This is a genomic window from Proteus terrae subsp. cibarius (assembly GCF_011045835.1).
GTDB lineage: Bacteria > Pseudomonadota > Gammaproteobacteria > Enterobacterales > Enterobacteriaceae > Proteus > Proteus cibarius.
Window position 1 is genome coordinate 2,573,660 of sequence record NZ_CP047349.1, and the last position, 22,123, is coordinate 2,595,782.

Here is a 22,123-nt window from a genome sequence, read left to right on the forward strand (position 1 = left end):
ATAGTCTCTTTATCGAAAAAACTAATTTAGTGAAAGATCACTCAGTTCTTGTTTATTTTATCGTTTTAGTTTAACGAAATATAAAATTAACCATATCCGTTTGACCACTTAGATCAAGCACTGAAAGTTGGTATTTACCTCGTTTCTCTAATAAATAAGAGAATGTTTCTCCGTTTCCTGTCTTACCTATTTGCTCACCATTTAAAAACCACCATTGCATACCACTTCCACCTTGCGTAGAAACAGTTATTTCAAGATTAGTTTCGCCGGGTAATGGTCTTAATAAATCGCCTACACGAATACCCGAGATAAACAGAGGAATAATATCTTCTTTAATTGGTGGACAAGTTTCAGAAATCGGCGGCAGTCGTTTTGCTCTGCGCTCTTTTTCTGGCAACCATGCTTCTAATGCTATCGGCCACAAGGCGATATCTTTTAACTCTGCATTAGGGCAATTAGGGCCTGTACGTTTGCCTTCATTATCTAACCAAATTTTTTCGTTGATCCCCAAGATACCTTCTTGGCTTTCATTTAACAAAGTTGGTGGAATGGTGTTATCTAAGATCCAACTTCGACGACTGACTCTACAGTTGCTATCTTCTTTAGGTAATGCCTTACCTGTCGGCCAACAGATAGTGGCTGCCGTTACACTGTTAGGGCGTAAATCTGTTGGTGGTCTTTGTTTATTTTGATAGAAGTAGCCTGTTAATAAGTTATTGACTTGATTCATAATAGGGACTGCTGTCGCAAAACCAAACTGCCCTGCAACCGGTGTTCCATCAGGCCTACCTACCCAAACGCCAATGGTATAACGTGCATTCACACCAATAGACCATGCATCACGATATCCATAACTTGTACCTGTCTTCCAAGCCAAAGGGACAACAGGCGAAATTGCACTATCTGGACGAGGTCTGGCTTCTCCGGCTAAGATACGTCTAATAATCCAAGCAGAGCCCGGTGACATCAATACTCGATCTTCTATTATTTGTTCCGGTTTAAAACGTAACGGTGCTGTTTTTCCTTGCCTTGCTAATGCACTAAAGGCAGAAACAAGCTCATCCATTCGCGTCGCAGTTCCTCCTAAGATCAGTGCTAAATTTGGCTCTGAACCATAAGGAAAGCGCATTTCAAGATGGTTATGACGTAATTTTGCTGCAAATTTCTTTGCACCATACACTTCAATAAGTTGTACCGCTGGCAGATTCAAAGAACGACTTAATGCTTCACTGGCACTAACTGCACCATTAAAATCAGAGTCAAAATTACCAGGACGATAATTATCAAATCGACGAGGAACATCTTGTAAAAGCGATTCTGCGTGAATAAGTCCTTCATCTAATGCAAGTGCATAAATAAATGGCTTTAATGTTGAACCTGGTGAGCGCCATGCACTAATCATATCGACATGACCAAAGCGCGAATTATCATTAAAATCAGCAGAGCCGACATACCCTTTCACACTCATATCTGTATGATCAACAACTAAGATAGCTAAAGATGTTTTATCCGCTAATTGATACTTCCATTGGTTCGCAATATCTTCGAGCTGTCGTTGAATATTGATATCAATCGTTGTTGTAATAACAGGTTCTCGCTTTTCGTTATACATACGACGAGCCAGTAATGGTGCTAATTGTGGTGTTTGCCTTGGTGCTAATAAAACCTGTTCTTCCTTAATTTCATCAACTTTTTCTTGTGGCCATATTTGATATTCTGCCAGTCTATCTAATACTTTATCCCTAGCAGCTTGAGCACGTTCAGGGTATCTATCTGGCCGTAAACGGCTTGGCGCTTGTGGTAATACCGCCATCAAAGTCGCTTCTCCCGCAGATAAATCAGCGGGTGACTTACCTAAATAAGCCCAGCTTGCCGCACCAATACCTTCTAACGTGCCGCCAAAGGGTGCTCTATTGAGGTAAATCTCCAAAATTTCATCTTTTGAGTAATACCACTCTAATTGCAAGGTGCGCCAAAGCTGTTTGATTTTCCCCCCTAAAGTACGAGAGTGAGGATCAATAAGACGAGCCACTTGCATTGATAGCGTACTTCCGCCTGACACAATTCTTCCTGAACTTAAGTCTTGCCATGCTGCGCGTAATATCGACATCGGATTAACACCGGGATGTTGATAAAACCAGCGATCTTCATAAGTAATTAAGGCTTCTAAATATTCAGGAGAGACATCAGTGAGTTTAACATGATAACGCCATACCCCTTCTTTATCTGCAAAACGCCAAAGAGGTGTACCATCTTGCGCTGTAACAATAGTCGCAATTTGAGGTTCAGGATCAGGGAGGGGCCAAATTTTATCTGCGATCCAGACTAAAATAGGCATTGCTAGCAAAAAAATAATGATAACAGCAATAAACTGTTTATATCCTAGTTTCATTCAATCACTCAAAGGAAAAAGCCCTTTCCGAAGAAAGGGCTACAAGACTTAAGGAACAACGTCAATCTTGGTTTCTGTTGATCCTATTGCACGCCAGTACGGCACATACATAGATTCAACTTGTGGTGGTGGTACTTGATAGCTACCCGGTGTTACGGCTCTTGCTAAATAGAGCAATGTTGTTGGGCGATATTTATCAACAGAGATAGCGGCAACAAATCTATCATCACGATATTCGAGATGTTTGATATTGGCTTGTCCCATATCGTCGATAAATTCCTGCAAGTCTGCCGCACTATCACTTAAGCTTGCACTACTTGATGCTAAGTTTTGGTTTTCGATTTCCAAGCCTGCTGGTAATAAATCAACAACTAATGCATCAGGTACGTCTCTATCAGCAGAAACTTCCAGTTTAACCACCAGCATTTCACCACTTTGTAAGCGATTAGGATGAACGCGGTTTCCCTTCAAATCATAATAACTACGATGAACATTTAATACATTACTATAAGGAGCAGGAGCGACTTTCGGATAACCCACGATATTCATGCGAGAATAAATCGCAGCACCACCACGGTTATTTAGCTCTAAGCCTTCTTGTAATTGTGCTGATGTTAATGTCTCATTGATTGCTCGATCGCTACTGATTGTAGGAACTTGACGATTAACAGCAACTTCCCAAGGCTGTTCCGCCATATTAATAAAGAAACGTCCAGCAAGGTATAACGAGTTACTTTCTTGGGTTGAGAACCATTCACGGCTTGTTAAGTTATCAGATAGTGCAATTACACTTGCATCACGAGATTGTGTTTCAAGGTTATTTTCACTTAACAATGCGATAATTAATGCTTGGTCACGAATGGTGCTACCGTAATCACCCAATCCATAATTATATTTACGTGTTGTTGTCACACCTTCAGCAATCAAGCTTTCAGCACGGCTACTATCACCCATTAATTTTAATGCGATACCTAACTGAACTAAAGCTAAGCCACTTCCTGCTTGATTACGCTCAAGATAGAGACGACGTAATTCACCCAAAGGTGCTTTTTGCTGATTTGCTAATACTAACGCAGCATAAGCCCTTGCTGAGAATCGCGCTGCATCTTGGTTAACTGCATATTCATAGTTAACTAAGTTTTTATCTTGTAAATAACGTAATAAACGATCGTTTGCACGTTTTAATGAATCAGCAGGAACTGAGTAACCTTGTTGTGATGCTCGGAATAAGAAGTCGGTTGCATACGCAGTTAACCAATATTCTTCACGTCCACCTTGATCCCATAAAGAGAATCCACCTTCTGATTTTTGCATCGTCAGTAGATGAGCAATACCTTTCTCGATAGCTGCTTTTCTATCAGCATCAGTTTGCGTTTTAATTCCCAACTGTTTCAGCTCTTTTTCTGTTGAATACAGTGAAGGATAAAGCCCACTGACTGTTTGTTCTAAGCAACCATAAGGATAAGCAAACAGCTCTCTAATATAACGCGCTACCTGCAACGGTGGACGACTTGTCAGTAATAATTCACCTTCAAGCGTTGAGTTATTAAAGCGACTTAAAATTTCTGATGGTAAACGCCAAGTATCACCATCTTGCAATGTGCTTGCATAGTGAATAGTTTCTGCTGGGAATGCTGGGCGAACACCAATATTCCATGTATTGTGGTAAGGTTTAATCTCTTCACCTGGTACTTTAATACCATAAATAGACAGTGAGAATTCACCTTGCCCAAAGCCATGTTTCGCTTTTACTGGAATTTGAATTTGAGTACGTTCACCTTTCGTTAGCGAGACAGTTTTGCTTTCAGCGCCACCTAATCCCACCAAACCTGAAGCGGTATAATTTAAGGTAATAGATTGCGCATCATCTGTTAGATTAGTTAAATCTAAAGATAAAAGTGCATTATCACCACCAGCCATAAAGCGAGGTAATGAAAGCTGCGTGACTAACGGTGCTGCAATAACAACTTTACCTTCTTGGCTACCAAATTTATCTGCAGTCCAAGCTTGTGCCATTAAACGAACTTCACCATTAAACTCAGGAATAGGTAAAGAAACTTCACCTTCACCTTGTGCATTTAATTTTACCGGAGCCGTTTGTTGAGCAATGATTTGCACATCAGTTAATGGTTTTTTACCACCACGAGATAATGCTGCGGCTTCACCACCATCACCACCAAAGCGCAAATTAGCTAAACGCCCTTGCCCTTCAATTAACTGCCCGTAAACATCATATTGGTCGATGCTGTAACGTTTACGACCAAAGAAAGCATCGTAAGGATCCGGTGTTTTATACTCTGTGATGTTTAATACACCGGTATCAACCGCAGAAACTAATACATTAATATTTTCAGGTAATGGTTGACCTGCAACTGGATTCGCTTTAATTCGAATTTTTAAATCTTGGTTAGGGCGAATTTTTTCAGGTGCGTCAAGTGAGATATCAATACGACGGTTTTTATCCTGCAATGGTAAATGCAAAATACCCACAGCACGTTTTACTGTCGCTTGTTTTGACGTATCTCCCGGTCTTACGACAACAGAAGTCAGATAGAGATCGTGTCTTGCCCACTCTTTATTAATAGGCACTTCAACATCAAGCCCTTTTTCTGGCACATCAATTTCCTGCCACCATAAAGGCCCATTACTTGATTCTAGTAATACATAACCTTTACCCGGATGAGGTGCAACAATGTTTAACTTAACTTTTTCACCCGGTAAATAACCTTCTTTATCCAGTTTAAGCTTAACTTGGTCTGGTCTTACCGCACCTGTTCCACCAGTGTTATCCATCCAAGAATAACCCGCCCAGAAACGTAGGCTACTGACTAGTTCTGTTTTAGGATCGACAACTTCGATACGATAAGAGCCCCATTCAACAGGGAATGCCACTTTTGCAGTGCCATCTTTTGCAATCTTGATTGTTTGCTCATCCATTTGCAGATCTTTTTCGTTATAGCCAGATTCCCAACCATTCGAACTAGACCAACGCCAGTAATAATCATGACGTTCATAGATAAATTTCACTTTAAGATCATTAGCTGGTAGTTTCTTACCATCTTGGTCTGTATAGACAATTTCAAATTCAGCCATTGAATTTTCATCAACACTGTAACCTGATTTATATTTGTCCGTACGATAGTCATAGACTTCTTTTTTAGGGAAGACAGGGCGAATACCAGCAAGATGAGTGGCAGGCCAAACAGCTTGTTGATAGCGACGAGTAACAGGGCGTCCGCCAGCTTCAAGTAAGCTTGCTTGTAAAATAATATTGATAGGTGATTTCAGCTCTTCATAGCGTTCGCTATCAACATTCACGCCACCTTCACCATCAGAGTCTAAATTAAGTTCAAACTCATCCAGTAAGCGACTGAAGTTTTCATCTTTTACAGCACCAAATTCATAGCCCGGTAATTTACTAACAGCTTCACGAGAGGCTTTTAAGAAAACTTGCCCTTGTAAGCGATTATCGGCAGCTGGTGCGCCATAAAGATAACGACCTTTAATGTCAAAATAAGCGTCATGACCGCTTAGTATAATTCCCTTCTTACCCGTGATTTCTAATGCCATACGTTCTGGCATAAAATCTTCGACCTGAAACTCGTAGAAACGAGGAGTACCATCGCCTACATCAAAACGTAAGGTACGTGTACCAGTATTTTCATCCGCAGGAATAACTAATTTTAATTGGTAAAGCCCATTCTCTGGTTGCCAAACAAAACTACGAGAAACTTGTCCGTCGGTTTTAAGCAGATCGACTTTAACAGGTTGCTCTTTAATAGGATTACCATCACCGTCACGTAGCAATGCATTAACGATTAATGTTTCACCGGGGCGATAGAGATCACGGGGACCAAAAGCAAAAAATTGTTTGCTATAACCTTGTGGTCCACCAATATCAAACTCAGAAAGATCAAGCGCAGGTTTACGCAAATCAATCATACTGGTTTGCCCATCACGAATAGCCATTAATAAACGTGCTTTATCACTCTTCTCAAGTGTGGCATGTCCTTGGCTATCGGTTTGCGCTTTAGAAATCAAACCACCTTTTTCATCTAGCAGACGAATTTCTACTTTATCTAGCGCTGAACCATTTTTAAGTGATTGGGTGAAGATATCTAACGTATCAAGATAACTGTGCATTGACAGCCCGATATCACTAAATGTGAATACCGTTGCTGGCACTGTATATGAGTATTTACCCGCTTGTTGCATAACCGCAATGTAGGCACCTTCTTTTTTCAAGGCATCTATCGATTTTAGCGGTAACAATACATTTTCACGGGTATTTGTTTCTGTGTTTAATTCAAAACGACCGGTATAAACCAAATCAGCTTGGGATAGAAACTCATCTGATTCCCAATAGTTAATATTGGAACGGCTTTCCCATTGCGTTAAGAATTGAGCTAGTTGATCATCTTTAACCCGGAAAAAGTTTACATCAACTTGCCCCACATTTAGCGCAATAATCGGTAGACCTTCAGCTGCTTCAAGTGGCAGTAACGATCCTTTACTAGTGAAACCAACAGATGGGAAAATTTCTTCTGTCGTTAATTTCTGGCTAAAAGGTGTCGTTAATGTACGTTCATTAATACCTTTGATTTTTTCATCAATCGTTAAGTTTAATTCCGTTGATGGAGGTAAATGGCGAAAACGCAGTTCCATTAAGTTATCAGATAATTCCCACGCACCTTCTAACTTCCCTTTTTTGGTATCAACAAGATGAATAACATCATCAAACTTTTGGTCAGGATCAAGCGGTACAGAGAAAGTCACAACCATAGTACTCGCACCATCACGTTGTAACTCTGATGCATCTAATACAGTGACTTCTTTACCTGCAAAACGCATTGCCAACTCATCACGGACTTCTTTGCTTTTTAATGCAGTTTCGTTATTCGTTTTTGTTGTAACTGCAGGTTTTTCGCTTGTTTGAGTTGCGGTGCCTGATGTGCTCTGAGCGGTATCTTTTGGCTCTGTCACTTGTGTATTTTGCGTCTTATCAGTAGATGATACATTTTCATCCGCTTTATCATCACAGCCTGTAAGAGCTAATGCTGATGCCAATACAACAGCAAGAGAGCTCCAACGATAACCTCTCTTTTCTGTATATTGTCTAAACTGGTTTTGGTTCATATCCATTTCCTTTAATTCAACCCCTGAATAATGCGATGTTTTATGCAGGCAGAGATAATATATGTATTTCTTCATTCTAATAAGATAAAAAATAACGAGATAAGCTATTTTTTATCGCGTAAAACAAAATAATTTACAACACGAAACCATCTTATTTTTACTTTAAAAACAAAGCTTATCTAAAACAAAGCCTTATATAGAAATGCAAACGATTTGCTAATTTAGTCAACTTTCTATTATAAGGTAAAAAAAAGCGATATCTGATGAGATATCGCCTAAATTTAGAGGGCTGAATTAACTATCTAGATTAACTATCGGGATCCCTTTTCTTAAGAACCCCCCAAGTTTACGTTGATAAAAAGGTGATACATGGTGGATCATAAAATGACTTACACCTTTTTCATCTTTATCCACAAAGCAAAAATCTAGAGATTGCCCTTCTTCTAAATATTCAAAAGCTGATTCAGCCGCTTGTGGGAGTATCTGCGCGATCACCTCTTCTTCACCTGTTATCTCTAAACCAATAAGATAAAACGACTCTTCATTATCTTGCTCCTGAGCATTAACAATAAAGGCACGGCGGATCGGTTTATGCTCACCAAAAAACTCGCTAAGTGCGGTTATTAATTTTTCAGGCTGTGGCTCTAGAACACTTAACTTTAAAGAAGAACCTTCAACAGAAACAATTTCTTGTGTCTCAAATTGTTCAGATACACCCATTACAAACTCCAAATCAAATAACGTTTATTATTTTGCTTTTGCTAATAACAGATTCGCGATAGAACGTACACCGTAACCCGTAGCGCCTGCTGCCCATTGCTCTACAGAAGATTTTCTGTACGTTGCAGAACAATCGATATGTACCCAACCTTTTTTGTAGTCAGTTACAAAGTGCGATAAGAATGCAGCAGCTGTACTTGCCCCCGCTGTATGAGAAGGTGCAGCGATATTGTTTAAATCAGCAAAGCTAGAAGGTAATTGGCTACGATGGAAATCCGCTAATGGTAGACGCCAAAACAATTCATTTTCTTGTTCAGCACTAGTCAGTAACTCTGCAGCTAATTTATCATCAAAGCTCAATACAGAGTGGTAATCATTACCTACTGCAACTTTAGCGGCACCTGTTAATGTTGCTGCATCGATAATCAATTCTGGTGCAATATTGCTTGCATCAATTAAACCATCCGCTAAAACTAAACGACCTTCAGCATCGGTATTCATGATTTCAACTGATTTACCATTACGGTAACGGATAATATCACCTAATTTAAAGGCATTACCGCTAACCATGTTATCTGCGATACACAGCAGTAGCTTCACACGTTTATTTAAACCACGAGTAATCGCTAATGCTAAAGCGCCTGCTAACGTTGCTGCCCCCCCCATATCCGCTTTCATTGAGTTCATGGATGATGAAGGTTTGATGCTATAACCACCTGAGTCAAAAGTAATACCTTTGCCGACTAAACAAGCAAATACAGGGGCATCGCTATCTTTAGTTGGATTGAAATCTAATGCTAAATAGACAGGATCACGGGAAGAACCACGACCTACTGTATAGATCCCTGCATAGTTTTGATCGCGTAGATCAGCACCTTTGGTGATCTTATAGCTAATGTCTTCTTTATCAAGACCACAGAAAAGATCCACTGTACGTTGTGCTAGTTGTTCTGGTCCTAATTCTTCAGCAGGTGTATTGATGGTATCTCTAACCCAATCAACAATGCGAATACGTGATTCTAGTTCGTGTTTATCTGCATCATTTAATTGTGGCCATTCGATTGAACGAGCGCCTTTAGGTGCTCTGAAACCTAACCAGAAAGCCCAACTACGTTCTAAATCCCAGCCGTCGCCAACAAGTGCAACATTACGAATGCCTTGACCATCAACTTTACGTCCACCACGCTGAATAGCGCCTAAACGGTTTTCTTCCGTTAAGTGGATTGTCATGCCGGTTTCGCTAGTGCTAATTAGTGCTTTTTCACCCCAACATGCAGCAGCAGGTTCATTTGACAGCATGATAGGCATAATTTGTTTATTCATTTATTGTCTCACTTATTATTACTGGTGGCAGTTAACCTATTCAGACTACCAGATATTTAGCGTTTAGCGTGATCAATTTACTGCAAAAAACAAGAGGTCACCATTATCATCCAGTGATCTTTCGTATTTACATGATATTCCTCGAAGAAGATCGCATAACAAAATATCTCTACTACCAACTTTATGATTATTTTTAAATCAGTGATAAGGTAAAATGTAAAAGGTCATAATGCAAAAAGACCGGCAATAAGCCAGTCTTTTAAATTTACGATGTCGTCAATTATTCAAATTCATCAAGCCAAACAAGTAAAATAGCCTCAAGAATTTTTTCATTGGATTTCTGTGGATCATCATCAAAATCTTCTAAATCACAAATCCACTGATGCATATCAGTAAAGCGTACCGTTTTAGGATCAGTGTCAGGATAAAGATCAAATAATGCTTCCCCTATTTCACGCGTGTCACTCCATTTCATGTTCTACTCCTAAAATTAATGCTCTCTTGCGTGGTTAATCGAATATTTAGGGATCTCAACAACTAAATCTTCGTCAGTCACTTTTGCTTGGCAGCTTAAGCGGCTTTCTGGCTCTAAACCCCATGCTTTATCTAACATGTCATCTTCAAGTTCAGAGCTCTCTTCGAGTGAATCAAAACCTTCGCGCACTACACAGTGACAAGTTGTACATGCACAAGACATTTCACAAGCATGTTCAATCTCGATACCGTTGCGTAATGCGACATCTAGAATAGACTCACCTTCTGTTGCGTCAACAACAGCACCTTCAGGGCACAGTGTGCTATGGGGTAAAAATACAATTTTAGGCATAGTTATATCTCATCCACAGAATGACCTGCCAACGCTTGTCGAATAGATGAATCCATACGACGCGCTGCAAAATCCTGAGTTTGCTTATCCAGTAGTTTAATCGCGTTTTCAATAGCAACAGGATCTGTTCCTTCAACGCTCTCTATTAAGGTATCTACAACTTTGTCGATAGCCGTTTTCTCATCTTCATTTAACAGATGAGCATCTTCTTCTAATGCTGCGGTTAAACTTTCTAACACACGAGCTGCTTCGACTTTTTGCTCAGCTAAACGACGAGCATGTAAATCTTCTTGGGCATTTTCCATCGAAGATTGGATCATCTTAGCGATTTCAGTATCACTAAGACCATAAGAAGGCTTGACCTGTACTGAGGCTTCAACACCCGTTGATTTTTCCATCGCACTAACACTGAGTAAGCCATCAGCATCAACTTGGAATGTGACACGAATATGTGCGCCACCCGCAGCCATTGGCGGAATTCCACGCAGTGTAAAACGAGCAAGAGAACGGCAATCGCTCACCATTTCACGCTCACCTTGAACGACGTGAACACTCATTGCAGTTTGACCATCTTTGAATGTCGTAAACTCCTGTGCTCTAGCAACAGGAATAGTGGTATTGCGAGGGATCACTTTCTCAACTAATCCGCCCATTGTTTCAAGGCCAAGAGAAAGAGGAATAACATCCAGCAATAGCATTTCGCTATCCGGTTTATTACCCACCAAAATATCAGCTTGGATTGAAGCACCAATGGCAACCACTTTATCTGGATCGATAGAGGTTAAAGGTTCACGTTTGAAATAATCACCAACCATTTGACGAACCAATGGTACTCGTGTTGAACCACCAACCATAACCACTTCTAAAACTTCATCTATTTCGACATCTGCGTCTTTTAATGCGCGACGAACAGATAATAGTGTACGCTTCACTAATGATTGAATTAATGATTCAAACTCAGCACGAGTGATCTCACCTTTCCATCCATTAATATTAATATCTGCAACATCGTTATCACTCAGTGCAATTTTAGTTTCTGATGCAACATCCAATAATTGACGTTGTAATACAGCGTCTTTCTGATGTCCAAAACCGGCACGTTCTCTTATCCAATCTACCAGCATCATATCAAAGTCATCGCCACCTAACGCAGTATCACCGCCAGTCGCTAAGACTTCAAAAACACCTTTAGTTAAACGAAGAACGGAGATATCAAAAGTACCACCACCTAAGTCATAAACAACGATGGTGCCTTCTTTTCCTGAATCTAGGCCATAGGCAATAGCGGCTGCTGTGGGTTCGTTTAATAAACGTAAAACATGCAAACCAGCGCGGCGGGCTGCTTCTTTTGTGCCTTGACGTTGAGCATCATCGAAATAAGCAGGTACAGTGACAACTACACCATCAAGTTCTCCACCTAATGATTGCGTTGCACGTTCAGCTAATGTTTTTAAGATATCAGAAGAGACTTGAATAGGATCAACAATACCTGCCGCTGTTTTGATCAGCGGTAGCCCATTGTCATTTTCATGAAAATGATAAGGAAGATTCGGGTAACGGCTTGTCACATCACTCAGTGAGCGACCCACCATTCTTTTAATTGAGCTTATCGTGTTAGCAGGATCTTTTTCTGCGTTTTTTTTAGCATTCCAACCAACGTTGATATTATCAACTTGATACTGCACGACAGATGGCAATAAATAGCGACCTTCGCTGTCAGAAAGCGCTTCGGCTTGCCCACTACGTACAGTGGCAACTAATGAGTGTGTCGTACCTAAATCAATACCCGCTGCGAGCCGGCGCTGATGCGGTGCAGGCGTTTGACCTGGTTCACTAATTTGTAATAATGACATAACTATTTCCCTTAAAAACCATCAAACAAGCGTTCTTCAAGTTGTTCTACTTGCTCTTTTAATTTCGTGAGAAAACGCAATTTTCTCACATTATCTGCAGCAACATCCCAAGTTTGATCCTCTAGCGTTTTGACCATTTCATCATGGCGTACTGTGTACATTTTTTCTAAACGCGCAGAAAAGTCGGTTAACAAACTTTCGGCTTCAGCACTGTGTTCGATGTTATCCAGCTCTTCACGTAATGTGAGTTGCTCCATTAAAAAAGCAGTATCGTGCATCGTTTGTTGCTCATTAGCAATATCGATACCCTGTAATGAGAGCATGTATTCAGCTCTTGAGAGTGGATTTTTTAAGGTCTGATAAGCCTGATTGATGGTTGAAGCAAGCGAGATTGCTTGAGCCTGTTCTTTTTCAGACTGACCTGCAAAACGATCTGGGTGATATTGACGCTGCATATCTTGATAACGTGTAGCAAGTTGCTGTTTATCAATATCAAAACGATTAGGCATGCCTAATAGTGTGAAATAGTCCATACATCTACTCTTGGATTAATTAACGTTAATACTGCGTTTTTAACACAAATTACACAGTGAAGCTTTCACCACAACCACACTCATTCGATACATTTGGGTTGTTAAATTTAAAGCCTTCGTTTAATCCTTCTTTGACGAAATCAAGCTCTGTTCCATCTAAATAGACCATGCTTTTACCATCAACGATAACTTTCACACCTTTGTCTTCAAAAACAGTATCTTCGTCATTGATGACATCAGCAAACTCAAGAACATAAGCCATTCCAGAACAACCGGATGTTCTTACGCCTAAACGTAAACCTTCACCTTTTCCACGATTAGATAGGAAAGAGCGAACACGATTAGCGGCGGATTCTGTAAGGGAAATTGACATGGCACACCTCACTCATAAAGAACGAAAGCGGATACTGAAAAAAAGTTTCAGCATCCGCCAATATTTTATTTTTTTATTATAAAAGACAATTACTTGCCTTGGCGTTTGCTTTTATAGTCTGCAATCGCTGCTTTTATTGCATCTTCTGCAAGAATTGAACAGTGAATTTTCACTGGTGGTAATTCTAATTCTTCTGCAATTGCTGTGTTCTTAATAGATTCGGCTTCATCTAATGTTTTGCCTTTCATCCATTCTGTTACCAGTGAACTTGATGCAATTGCTGAACCACAACCATAAGTTTTAAAACGCGCATCTTCAATTACGCCATTATCGTCAACTTTGATTTGCAGTTTCATAACGTCACCACAAGCAGGTGCGCCAACCATACCACTCCCGACAGTAGGGTCATTATTATCAAATGATCCCACATTACGAGGGTTTTCATAATGATCAATTACTTTATCGCTATAAGCCATGATTTAACTCCTGAAAACGTCTGATTAATGGTGAGACCATTCGATACTGTTGATATCAACACCTTGTTTATGCATATCCCAAAGTGGAGAAAGATCACGTAAGCGACCAATTGCACTGTGGATTTGTTCAATTGCATAATCTATTTCTTCCTCTGTGGTGAAACGACCCAAAGAGAAGCGAATAGAACTGTGTGCAAGTTCATCAGTTAAACCTAACGCACGCAGTACATAAGAAGGTTCTAAACTTGCTGAGGTACAGGCTGAACCTGAAGAAACAGCAAGATCTTTCAGTGCCATCATCAATGATTCACCTTCAACATAGTTGAAGCTCACATTAAGAATATTTGGCGCAGTGTGTTCTAAAGAACCGTTGATATAAACTTCTTCGATATCTTTAATGCCATTCCATAAACGTAAACGTAATTCGTTTAAGCGTTTAGTTTCATCAGCCATTTCTTCTTTCAAAATACGGTAAGCTTCGCCCATACCCACAATTTGGTGAACGGCTAATGTACCTGAACGCATACCACGCTCATGTCCGCCACCATGCATTTGTGCTTCTAAACGAATACGTGGTTTACGACGAACATAAAGTGCACCGATACCCATAGGGCCGTAAACTTTATGCGCAGAAAGAGAAAGTAAATCAACTTTTAACTTAGAAAGATCAATCGGTAATTTACCAACGCTTTGTGTTGCGTCTACATGGTAAATAATACCTTTGCTACGGCATAATTCACCGATAGCAGCAATATCTTGTACAACACCAATTTCGTTATTTACATGCATGATAGAAACTAAAATAGTATCTTCACGCATCGCTTCTTCAAGCTCTTTCAGGTCAATCAGACCATCACTTTTTGGTGCCAAATAAGTGACTTCAAAACCTTCACGCTCAAGTTGACGACAAGTGTCTAAAATGGCTTTATGTTCGGTTTTTGAAGTGATGATGTGCTTACCTTTTTTCTGGTAAAAGTTAGCAACACCTTTTAGTGCGAGGTTATCAGCTTCAGTTGCGCCTGATGTGAATACGATCTCACGAGGATCTGCACCGATTAAATCAGCGATCTGATTACGTGCAATATCAATAGCTTCTTCTGCTTGCCAACCAAAACGGTGTGAACGAGAGGCTGGGTTACCAAAAATGCCATCAATAGTCAGGCATTGCATCATTTTTTCAGCAACTCGTGGATCAACAGGAGTGGTTGCTGAATAATCTAGATAAATGGGTAATTTCATTGCTCACTAACTCCAAAGACGACGGATCTTCTTTAATAATTTTGTTTTTGCCTACCTAGAGATCGCCGTTAAACTCGCATATTAACAATGGTTTCTTGTAAACGACCATTAATAGCATGGCGTTTTTCATTGTCTTGACGATCGGCGACATCCATAACCTCTTCGTTATTTACTAACTCTTCAAGGCTGATACTGCTTAGGAAACTGGTTATACGATCACTTAAATCACGCCACAAAGTATGAGTCAGGCAACGGTCGCCACCTTGACAACCTTCTTTGTTACCCTGACAACGGGTAGCATCGACAGATTCATCAACCGCAGAAATAACTTGAGCAACAAAAATTTGCCCTGCATCACGGCCTAATAAATAACCGCCTCCAGGACCACGAACACTTGCGACTAATTCATTTTTGCGCAAACGTGAGAAAAGCTGCTCAAGATAAGAAAGGGAAATCCCTTGACGCTCTGAAATATCAGCGAGGGGGACTGGGCCTTGCTGTGAATGCAATGCAACATCAAGCATTGCAGTAACTGCGTAACGCCCTTTTGATGTCAGTCTCATAACAAATACTCCGTGGTGAACAATAATCAAATTGTGTCATTCCCGAGTAATTTAGTCAACTATTTATCCGAGTGTTTTAGTCAAGTATTATACTCAGCCAAAAGTTGACTTAAGTTAATCAACTTTGCCCTCTATTTCTTAGCCCATTTCTCAACTGACGTTAGGATACCACGTAAGATATGAAGCTCTTGTGTTTCTGGACGTGCTCGCGTAAATAGACGGCGTAAACGGCTCATCACTTGTCCCGGATGTTTAGGACGAATAAAGCCAGATTCATTAAGCACCTGCTCTAAGTGAACGTAAAAACGTTCTATATCGTCTGCTGGTGGATAATCAATCTCTGATGGGTTATTTTCCTCTTGTTTTTCTTCTTGGGCAAGTGCTGCCATACGAATTTCATAACTAACAAGCTGAACAGCCATCGCTAAATTTAAAGAACCATATTCTGGATTAGTCGGAACATACAGATGAAAATCACATTTTTGTAATTCTTCATTAGTTAAACCTGTACGTTCACGGCCAAAAATAACAGCAACAGGTTTATTTTTAGCTTCCATAACACAACGTTCACCACATTCACGTGGTGCAAGCATTGGCCAAGAAAGTGTACGACTACGGGCACTTGTTCCTATGACTAAACCACAGCCTTCAATCGCTTCATCGATACTATTAACAATATGTGCATTGCCAATAACATCACTTGCACCTGCTGATAGGGCAATAGAATGTGAATCTGGTTTTTCTTTTGGATTAACAAAATAAAGATTGGTTAATCCCATAGTTTTCATAGCTCGAGCTGTAGAGCCCATATTGCCTGTATGCGAGGTTTCTACAAGGATGATGCGAATATTTTCTAACATTGATTTCTTGTTAATTGCTTTGTGATCCATCTATTTTATCACAATTGTAGCCAGAAACACGAATGCCTGTTATACTCTCGCACGTTTTTTATCCCCGTTCTTTAACATCTTGTGGAAGATAACCATGCATCCGATGCTGAATATTGCCATACGTGCCGCACGTAAGGCTGGTAATTTAATCGCCAAAAATTACGAAAATCCTGAATCTGTAGAAACTAATCAGAAAGGTACCAATGATTTTGTCACTAACGTTGACCGTGACGCAGAACAAGCAATCATTGAAATCATCCGTAAATCTTATCCAAAACACACCATTATTACGGAAGAAAGTGGCGAGTTACTCGGTGAAGATCACGACATACAATGGGTTATTGATCCACTTGATGGCACTACTAACTTCATTAAACGTCTTCCACACTTCTCTGTTTCTATTGCTGTACGCATTAAAGGCCGTACTGAAGTTGCTGTTGTTTACGATCCTATGCGTAACGAATTATTCTCAGCCGTTCGTGGTCAAGGCGCTCAATTAAACGGTTATCGTCTACGTGGCTCTAATGCTCGCGATTTAGACGGTGCTGTTCTTGCGACTGGTTTCCCATTCAAAAGTAAACAACATTCGGCCGCTTACATGAATATGTTAGGCAAACTGTTTGTACCTTGTGCTGATTTCCGTCGCACAGGTTCAGCTGCATTAGATTTAGCTTATGTTGCAGCAGGCCGTGTTGATGGTTTCTTTGAGATTGGCTTAAAACCTTGGGATTTCTTAGGTGGCGAATTAATCGCTCGTGAAGCAGGTGCTATCGTTTCTGACTTTACTGGTAATCATGGCTACCTACAAACAGGTAATATTGTTGCAGGTAACCCACGCGTTGTCAGAGCACTATTAGCTGAAATTCGTAGTGAATTAACAGACGCATTAAAACGTTAATTTCGTTGATACGAATAAAAAATATAAGAGAAAAAGACCATAATATTATGGTCTTTTTTATTGCCTACGGATTTATCGTTAATAGTGCATTTACTGATAATTGGCTAATTTCTTTGGCTATTTTATCTAATAATTGCGATGTCATTTCTTGTTTATCAATACGTAATAAAAATGCTTTTCTCGCGATCACAAACCCAAGTATTTGCCCAATAACGGCATGAGCACGAATAGTAGTAGTCAATGTATCACTCTTTTTATCGATTAATTCGATGAGATGAGATAGCCGTAAATGAAAAGGCTCAATTAAGTTATGATAAATCAACTCATAATTTTCAGTCGGTTCCAATTGCTCACGTAAAATCAGCTGACTGTAATAATGACGTTCAGGTGCTAATAAAGCGCGTGTTAATCCCGTGACTAATAAAGGGATCAGAGAAGCAAGTAATTCACGATCTAACTTATTCTCTTTTAATAAAAACTGAAGCTTATTATCAAATTGGTCAAAATGAATTTCTGACGCTAATTCTGTCGCAATATATTGAATAACGGCGGTATAAACGCCTAGTTTTCCACCAAAATGATAAGGAATTGCTGATTGATTAACACCAGCATCCTGCGCAAGTTGTCTCGTTCTCAACCCACTAATTCCGTATAGTGCAAAAAGCTTAATACCTTCTTGTACTAACTTTTCTTGAGTCTGTTCTGTACTCATTGCGGTTTTACTGGTGTTTTTCATTATTTATTAAATATTTATTAACTATTTATTATTAGGCTTATAAATCAGCCCGCATTAATTGTGTTGAGTTTGAATTTAACTCAATCCCTTTACTTTTACCAACTACAACCGTACCACCTAAGTTACATAAGTGATGACCAAAGCCACAGTTAGGCTCAAACGCAAACGTCATACCTTCTTGTAATACAAGCTCTCGACCTGGATTTGGTAATCGTTCAATTTGTTTATAACGACTCGCCAATGGTAATGATTCGATACCCGGAGCAGTACCAAAACCAATAGGTCCATAAGGATTGATGCTATGGATAAGTGGATGCACATGCCATCCCCCTGATTGTAATAATGGTTTTTCCATTAAATCAACCACTTCACCAAAAGTAATGCCAGCCTTTAAATGCTCAACACCTATTTCATAACATTCACGAGCAACCAAAGCCGCTTTTTCTAAATTCTCATGAATTTTACCCACAGCAACGGCAGCTTGGTGTTGTGTTTCATACATTCCATATAAAGCGAAAATTTCTGATAGCACAATGTCGCCTATTTGAATTTCACGTGGAGCTTGTGAGCGATATTGCCAAGCTGGAGGACCCCAACCGATATATTCAGAACCTGATCCCATTAGAATTTCAGCCGTAAACCCACCTCTGGATAGGCAAGTTGCAGTAATAGCGGCCGCAAGATCGGCTTCTGTCGCCCCTGGTCTGGTTGTGATGCGCATTGCTTCACTCATTGCTTCACCAATAGCTGCAGCATATCTTACATGTGTCAGTTCTTCTTCACTTTTAACGGATGCACGTTTAAAGAAATCACGATAAACACAGCTAAATTTCGCATAAGGGAATGCATCCTTAATACCGTTTAGAGTATTAAATGGCATTGCACCATCAAAATAGAATGGAGGATAAGGCTCTAACCCAATAACACCAATATGTGCATTTTGTTGCACACCCATTTCTTTCAGTAATTGAGCAATATTACACCCTGTCTTTCCTACAACAAGATTGTCTTCATCAATCCACTGCAAATCACCACGTAGTTTGGCCTGCATATGATCAGCGATCATCATTGGTGCAAAAGTGACTATCAATGGTTTTTTATCTTCATGAAAAATAACAACAGACCCTAACCGGTCATTTGTAAAGTAGTGGTCAATACAAAATGGCGCTGGTGCGGCGGATTCTCTATCGCCATAGACAATCAATGTATCTAACTGATTATCTTTCATAATATCTCTAGCTAACTGCCAACGTCTGTCTCTTTCTTGTAAAGAAAAACTGGCTGGGATCACCGATTTATTGTTCATAATAATACCTTTTTTATATTCATTCATTTGAATGAACTAAATCTAAATCTAATATTTAGAATGGTCAATTATTCGCTTGATCAAAAAATGCGCTTTTTAAAGGCAAAAAGAAAAAGATCTGCAATATCAAGGGACATTACAGATCTTAATTTTTATAAAATAGAGGAATTAGGTATTTTGAGGTTGTATTCTTGGTCTGATAAACATAGCAGGGATCGTTAATGCTGCCATTAACCAGAAGATCAACGACTCTTGATTAGGAAGTTTTTCATACAACCAACCAGAGACAATGGTCATGATCGCAATACTTCCGCCCATCGCCAAAGCCGAATACACCGCTTGCAGACGAATAATTTCGTGCTCTTGACGTGCGCTAATAAAGCGCATTGCTGCTAAATGGCACACCGTAAACGTACCACTATGCAAGATTTGAACAACAATAAGCGCGGGTAATGCGGTAAAACTACCCATTAATCCCCAACGTAGAAGCCCAGCAAAAGCGGAAAGTAAGAGTAGATTTCTTGCGCTCCAGCGACGGAATAAACGATGGCTCAACATAAAAACAACCACCTCTGAAACCACACCTAATGACCAAAGATAGCCGATTGTTGCAGTGTCATACCCTGCTTTTTCCCAATAAAGTGCACTAAAACCATAATAAGCAGCGTGCGCACCTTGCAGTAAAGAGACACACAACAGAAAACGCCAAACTGGTCCATCTGAAATGAGTTTCATAAAGGACACATTGCTGTGTTCTGCTTTTTTTACTTTGCCCTGAGGCATAACTTTAGGGCGGAGCATAGATGTCAGGAATAGTGCAAGAGTACTGGCAATCAACCCATAAAGAATAATGGGATGCCCAAAAACATCAATTAAAACACCTAGCAATGATGAGCTAATAATAAAAGCAATTGAGCCCCAAACACGGATTTTTCCATAGTCAAAAGGAAACTGTTTTTGCCACGTTCCAGCTAGAGAATCGCCTAAGGGCACCATCGGTGAAAAGAAAACGTTAAATCCTGTCATCACAAAGAATAACCATGCCCAATGGCTACCCATCATAAATGAAACAGTAAAAAGTAATGAGAGAAAAGCAAACAATCTTAATGCAGTGATAAGTTTTGACGGATCCTTTACCGCAGGCGTTAAAATTAGGCTACCAACAAAACGTGCGGTTAAACCTACACCTAATAACAGACCTATCATTGCAGGATCGACCCCCTCTCCTTTTAGCCATATGGACCAAAAGGGTAAAAAGATGCCGTATGAAAAGAAATAGGTAAAATAATCTAAGGCAAGCCACAATGTTGATGGAATAACCATCCAATCCCCCATTTTTAAGATGCAAAAAAACCCGCCAAGAACAAGTTCTCGAAGCGGGCTTGTACAACGGGTTTTATTATATCGTTACAAACTTATGCGTAAACTGGAAATTTAGCGCAGATATCCAAGACTTTTTGTTTCACTTTCTCAATGTTCGCTTCATCATTGATATTATCAAGGACATCACACATCCAACCGGCTAATTCACGAGCTTCCGCTTCTTTAAAACCACGACGTGTAATCGCTGGAGAACCGATACGAACACCAGAAGTTACAAATGGGCTACGAGGATCATTTGGTACGCTGTTTTTGTTAACAGTGATATTTGCACGACCCAGTGCAGCATCTGCATCTTTACCTGTAATATCTTTATCAACTAAATCTAATAAAAACAGGTGGTTTTCAGTTCCGCCAGACACTACTTTATAACCGCGATCTAAGAAAACTTCTACCATTGCTTTCGAGTTTTTAGCAACTTGTTGCTGATAAACTTTAAATTCTGGCTCCATAGCTTCTTTTAATGCAACCGCTTTACCTGCAATAACATGCATTAAAGGGCCGCCTTGAGAGCCTGGGAATACAGCAGAGTTCAGTTTTTTATAAAACTCTTCATCGCCACCTTTAGCAAGGATAAGACCACCGCGTGGACCTGCTAAGGTTTTATGGGTCGTTGTTGTAACAACATGTGCATGAGGAACAGGGTTAGGATAAACACCTGCTGCAACCATACCCGCAACGTGTGCCATATCAACAAATAAGAATGCTCCAATGCTGTCTGCGATTTCGCGCATTTTAGCCCAATCGACCATACCAGAATAAGCAGAGAATCCGCCAATGATCATTTTTGGTTGATGTTTTTTAGCTTGAACAGCGATGTCTTCGTAATCAATTTTACCTGATTCATCAATACCATAAGGTACGATGTTATACAGTTTACCAGAGAAGTTAACTGGTGAACCATGAGTTAAGTGACCGCCTTGTGCTAGGTTCATACCTAAAACGGTATCACCTGGTTTTAACAATGCCATATAGACAGCGGCATTCGCTTGAGAGCCTGAGTGAGGCTGTACGTTAGCATAATCTGCACCAAATAATGCTTTTGCACGATCGATAGCCAGTTGCTCTACAACATCCACATACTCACAACCGCCGTAGTAACGTTTACCCGGATAGCCTTCAGCATATTTATTTGTCAGCTGAGATCCCTGCGCCTGCATAACACGAGGACTGGTATAGTTTTCAGAAGCAATAAGTTCGATGTGCTCTTCTTGACGAGTCACTTCACCTTCCATTGCATTCCATAATTCTGGATCGTAATCAGCAATATTCATTTCACGTTTTAACATTCACATCTCCTGACTCAGCTAACTTCACTAAAGACAAACTCCCATGCGGGAGAAAGAATGGCATACAGTGTAAACTCTTTTTCTTCATTGAGATAGCCCCTAATGAAAAAATACGCAATCGTTTGCCATCCAACTATAACAGCACATTATTACTTTTTAACAACCTCATTTTATCCTGTACTTATTCCCC

The 22,123-nt window shown here is 40.0% G+C and carries 18 protein-coding genes; 1 reads left to right on the plus strand and 17 read right to left on the minus strand.

Translation table 11 applies throughout. The features are described from left to right. Positions 1 to 70: 70 nt before the first annotated feature. The 13 genes from pbpC to trmJ form a co-directional block, all read right to left on the minus strand. A complete protein-coding gene (pbpC, locus tag GTH25_RS12070) occupies positions 71 to 2,392 on the minus strand; it encodes a peptidoglycan glycosyltransferase PbpC (protein ID WP_164530597.1) in 2,322 nt (773 codons plus the stop codon). Between the two features lie 48 nt (positions 2,393 to 2,440). Then, complete coding sequence (locus GTH25_RS12075; RefSeq protein WP_446430613.1) at positions 2,441 to 7,528, minus strand: alpha-2-macroglobulin family protein; 5,088 nt, start codon at positions 7,526 to 7,528, stop codon at positions 2,441 to 2,443. Between the two features lie 294 nt (positions 7,529 to 7,822). Next, positions 7,823 to 8,248, minus strand: coding sequence for an enhanced serine sensitivity protein SseB C-terminal domain-containing protein (locus tag GTH25_RS12080; RefSeq protein ID WP_075670482.1), 426 nt, complete (start codon positions 8,246 to 8,248; stop codon positions 7,823 to 7,825). Positions 8,249 to 8,275: 27 nt separating this feature from the next. Then, positions 8,276 to 9,571: an aminopeptidase PepB gene (gene pepB / locus GTH25_RS12085; protein ID WP_075670480.1), complete on the minus strand. Its 1,296-nt coding sequence runs from the start codon at positions 9,569 to 9,571 to the stop codon at positions 8,276 to 8,278. Between the two features lie 280 nt (positions 9,572 to 9,851). Then, positions 9,852 to 10,046 (minus strand): Fe-S cluster assembly protein IscX, encoded by a 195-nt coding sequence (gene iscX / locus GTH25_RS12090; protein WP_006533441.1) that lies wholly within the window; start codon positions 10,044 to 10,046, stop codon positions 9,852 to 9,854. A gap of 15 nt (positions 10,047 to 10,061) precedes the next feature. Continuing rightward, positions 10,062 to 10,397, minus strand: a complete 336-nt coding sequence (gene fdx / locus GTH25_RS12095; protein WP_006533442.1) for an ISC system 2Fe-2S type ferredoxin — start codon at positions 10,395 to 10,397, stop codon at positions 10,062 to 10,064. Between the two features lie 2 nt (positions 10,398 to 10,399). After that, positions 10,400 to 12,250 (minus strand): Fe-S protein assembly chaperone HscA, encoded by a 1,851-nt coding sequence (hscA, locus tag GTH25_RS12100; RefSeq protein WP_075670478.1) that lies wholly within the window; start codon positions 12,248 to 12,250, stop codon positions 10,400 to 10,402. A gap of 11 nt (positions 12,251 to 12,261) precedes the next feature. Beyond that, positions 12,262 to 12,783: a co-chaperone HscB gene (hscB, locus tag GTH25_RS12105; RefSeq protein WP_075670476.1), complete on the minus strand. Its 522-nt coding sequence runs from the start codon at positions 12,781 to 12,783 to the stop codon at positions 12,262 to 12,264. 49 nt (positions 12,784 to 12,832) lie between these two features. After that, a complete protein-coding gene (gene iscA, locus GTH25_RS12110) occupies positions 12,833 to 13,156 on the minus strand; it encodes an iron-sulfur cluster assembly protein IscA (RefSeq protein ID WP_006533446.1) in 324 nt (107 codons plus the stop codon). An 89-nt stretch (positions 13,157 to 13,245) separates the two neighbouring features. Beyond that, positions 13,246 to 13,632: a Fe-S cluster assembly scaffold IscU gene (gene iscU, locus GTH25_RS12115; RefSeq protein WP_023581622.1), complete on the minus strand. Its 387-nt coding sequence runs from the start codon at positions 13,630 to 13,632 to the stop codon at positions 13,246 to 13,248. 24 nt (positions 13,633 to 13,656) lie between these two features. Next, positions 13,657 to 14,871, minus strand: a complete 1,215-nt coding sequence (locus GTH25_RS12120; protein ID WP_072063243.1) for an IscS subfamily cysteine desulfurase — start codon at positions 14,869 to 14,871, stop codon at positions 13,657 to 13,659. A 68-nt stretch (positions 14,872 to 14,939) separates the two neighbouring features. Beyond that, positions 14,940 to 15,434, minus strand: coding sequence for a Fe-S cluster assembly transcriptional regulator IscR (iscR, locus tag GTH25_RS12125; protein ID WP_006533450.1), 495 nt, complete (start codon positions 15,432 to 15,434; stop codon positions 14,940 to 14,942). 131 nt (positions 15,435 to 15,565) lie between these two features. Further along, complete coding sequence (gene trmJ / locus GTH25_RS12130) at positions 15,566 to 16,294, minus strand: tRNA (cytosine(32)/uridine(32)-2'-O)-methyltransferase TrmJ (protein WP_075670474.1); 729 nt, start codon at positions 16,292 to 16,294, stop codon at positions 15,566 to 15,568. Between the two features lie 124 nt (positions 16,295 to 16,418). On the opposite strand from trmJ, the gene suhB reads away from it, so the two are divergent. Further along, positions 16,419 to 17,222 carry an inositol-1-monophosphatase gene (gene suhB, locus GTH25_RS12135; protein ID WP_023581619.1) on the plus strand — a complete coding sequence of 268 codons (804 nt, stop codon included), beginning with the start codon at positions 16,419 to 16,421 and terminating at the stop codon, positions 17,220 to 17,222. Positions 17,223 to 17,286: 64 nt separating this feature from the next. Here the strand turns inward: suhB and GTH25_RS12140 are convergent, their stop codons facing one another. The 4 genes from GTH25_RS12140 to glyA form a co-directional block, all read right to left on the minus strand. After that, entirely contained in the window at positions 17,287 to 17,958 is a 672-nt protein-coding gene (locus GTH25_RS12140) for a CerR family C-terminal domain-containing protein (protein WP_075670472.1), read from the minus strand. 37 nt (positions 17,959 to 17,995) lie between these two features. Continuing rightward, a complete protein-coding gene (locus GTH25_RS12145; RefSeq protein ID WP_099659377.1) occupies positions 17,996 to 19,264 on the minus strand; it encodes a M24 family metallopeptidase in 1,269 nt (422 codons plus the stop codon). 168 nt (positions 19,265 to 19,432) lie between these two features. After that, positions 19,433 to 20,587 carry a 3-phenylpropionate MFS transporter gene (locus GTH25_RS12150; RefSeq protein ID WP_164530599.1) on the minus strand — a complete coding sequence of 385 codons (1,155 nt, stop codon included), beginning with the start codon at positions 20,585 to 20,587 and terminating at the stop codon, positions 19,433 to 19,435. A gap of 92 nt (positions 20,588 to 20,679) precedes the next feature. Continuing rightward, positions 20,680 to 21,933 carry a serine hydroxymethyltransferase gene (glyA, locus tag GTH25_RS12155; RefSeq protein WP_075670466.1) on the minus strand — a complete coding sequence of 418 codons (1,254 nt, stop codon included), beginning with the start codon at positions 21,931 to 21,933 and terminating at the stop codon, positions 20,680 to 20,682. Positions 21,934 to 22,123: the final 190 nt, after the last annotated feature.